This window comes from Staphylococcus coagulans, from assembly GCF_002901995.1.
Taxonomy (GTDB): domain Bacteria; phylum Bacillota; class Bacilli; order Staphylococcales; family Staphylococcaceae; genus Staphylococcus; species Staphylococcus coagulans.
The window spans coordinates 1-1,575 of the sequence record NZ_PPQN01000107.1 but is presented as its reverse complement, the minus strand read 5'-3'; the positions used below and the strand labels follow the sequence as shown (position 1 = coordinate 1,575).

Here is a 1,575-nt window from a genome sequence, read left to right as displayed (position 1 = left end):
TGTCATCTTTGTGCATGCCTTTATCTTCAGCTTTTTTGTCTCCAGCTTTGCTGTCATCTTTCTGCATGCCTTTATCTTCAGCTTTGTTGTCTTCAGCTTTGTTGTCATCTTTCTGCATGCCTTTATCTTCAGCTTTGTTGTCTTCAGCTTTGTTGTCATCTTTCTGCATGTCTTTATCTTCAGCTTTAGGTGCTTGGCTGTCATTTAATTTTTTCGCTTCAGCAAGAATATCTTTGCTGACACTTGGGTCATCTTTAAGGCTTTGGATGAAACCATCACGTTGTTCGTCAGTAAGGTTAGGTAAGTGTAAAATTTCATAGAATGCATTTTGTTGTTCTGCACTATAATCTGGTTTCGCTTGGATATCGTTTAATTTTTTCGCTTCAGCAAGAATATCTTTGCTGACACTTGGATCATCTTTAAGGCTTTGGATGAAACCGTTACGTTGCTCTTCATTAAGGTTAGGCAAGTTTAAGATTTCATAGAACGCATTTTGTTGATCTGCGCTAAAGTCAGGAGCAGCTTGGCTGTCGTTTAATTTTTTCGCTTCAGCAAGCACGTCTTTACTTACGCTTGGGTCATCTTTAAGGCTTTGGATGAAGCCGTTGCGTTGATCTTCGCTAAGGTTAGGCAAGTTTAAGATTTCGTAGAACGCATTTTGTTGATCTGCGCTAAAGTCAGGAGCAGCTTGGCTGTCGCTTAATTTTTTCGCTTCAGCAAGCACGTCTTTACTTGCACTTGGATCATCTTTAAGGCTTTGAATGAAACCGTTACGTTGGTCATCTTTAAGATTAGGTAAGTTTATGATTTCGTAGAATGCATTTTGTTGATCTTCATTTAACTCTGGTGCAGGTTGTGTTGGTGCTTGAGCAACGTTTGTATTTTTTGCTTCAATTAATACATTTGCACTTGCACTTGGATCATCTTTAAGGCTTTGGATGAAACCGTTGCGTTGCACATCAGTTAAGTTAGGTAAATTTACAATTTCATAGAATGCATTTTGTTGTGCCTCGCTATGGTCAGGCGCAGGTTGAGAACCCTCTTGACTGTCGTTTAATTTTTTTGCTTCGTTAAGCACATCTTGACTTGCGCTTGGATCGTCTTTGATGCTTTGAATGAAGCCATTACGTTGATCTTCATTAAGATTTGGTAAGTTAACTACTTCAGAAAAAGCATTTTGTTGTGCTTCAGCAGTATTCGTATTGTTTGATTCTTCAGCGAAAGTTGGTGTGTTTACAAGTAAAGAACTCGCGATTAAGCAAGAACCTACTCCGATAGAAAGTTTACGAATACTAAAAAAGTTTTTGTTTTCCATTGATTACAACCCCTTAAAATATAAAATATATATTGTAACGCTTGATATAAGTCTACAATATTAGAATAGAATTGTATAGTGCAATTTCTAAAATTTTTAAAAATCAACTGTTGCGATATTCGATTGTTTATTATCGATTTATATAAAAATTTTAGATGTCATAAATATAAGATTTAAAGAGATTATATATGATTAAGATGTTGAAAAGTAGAATTAAGCAAGATAAAGACTTTTGATATAGGGCTAGACAACTTGTCTAT

The 1,575-nt window shown here is 35.8% G+C and carries 1 protein-coding gene; it reads right to left on the bottom strand.

Annotated elements, in window-relative coordinates; genetic code table 11:
- On the bottom strand, positions 1 to 1,315 hold a 1,315-nt coding region (locus tag CD118_RS11500), incomplete at its 3' end, for a B domain-containing protein (protein ID WP_103356732.1).
- Between the last annotated feature and the right edge of the window lie 260 nt (positions 1,316 to 1,575).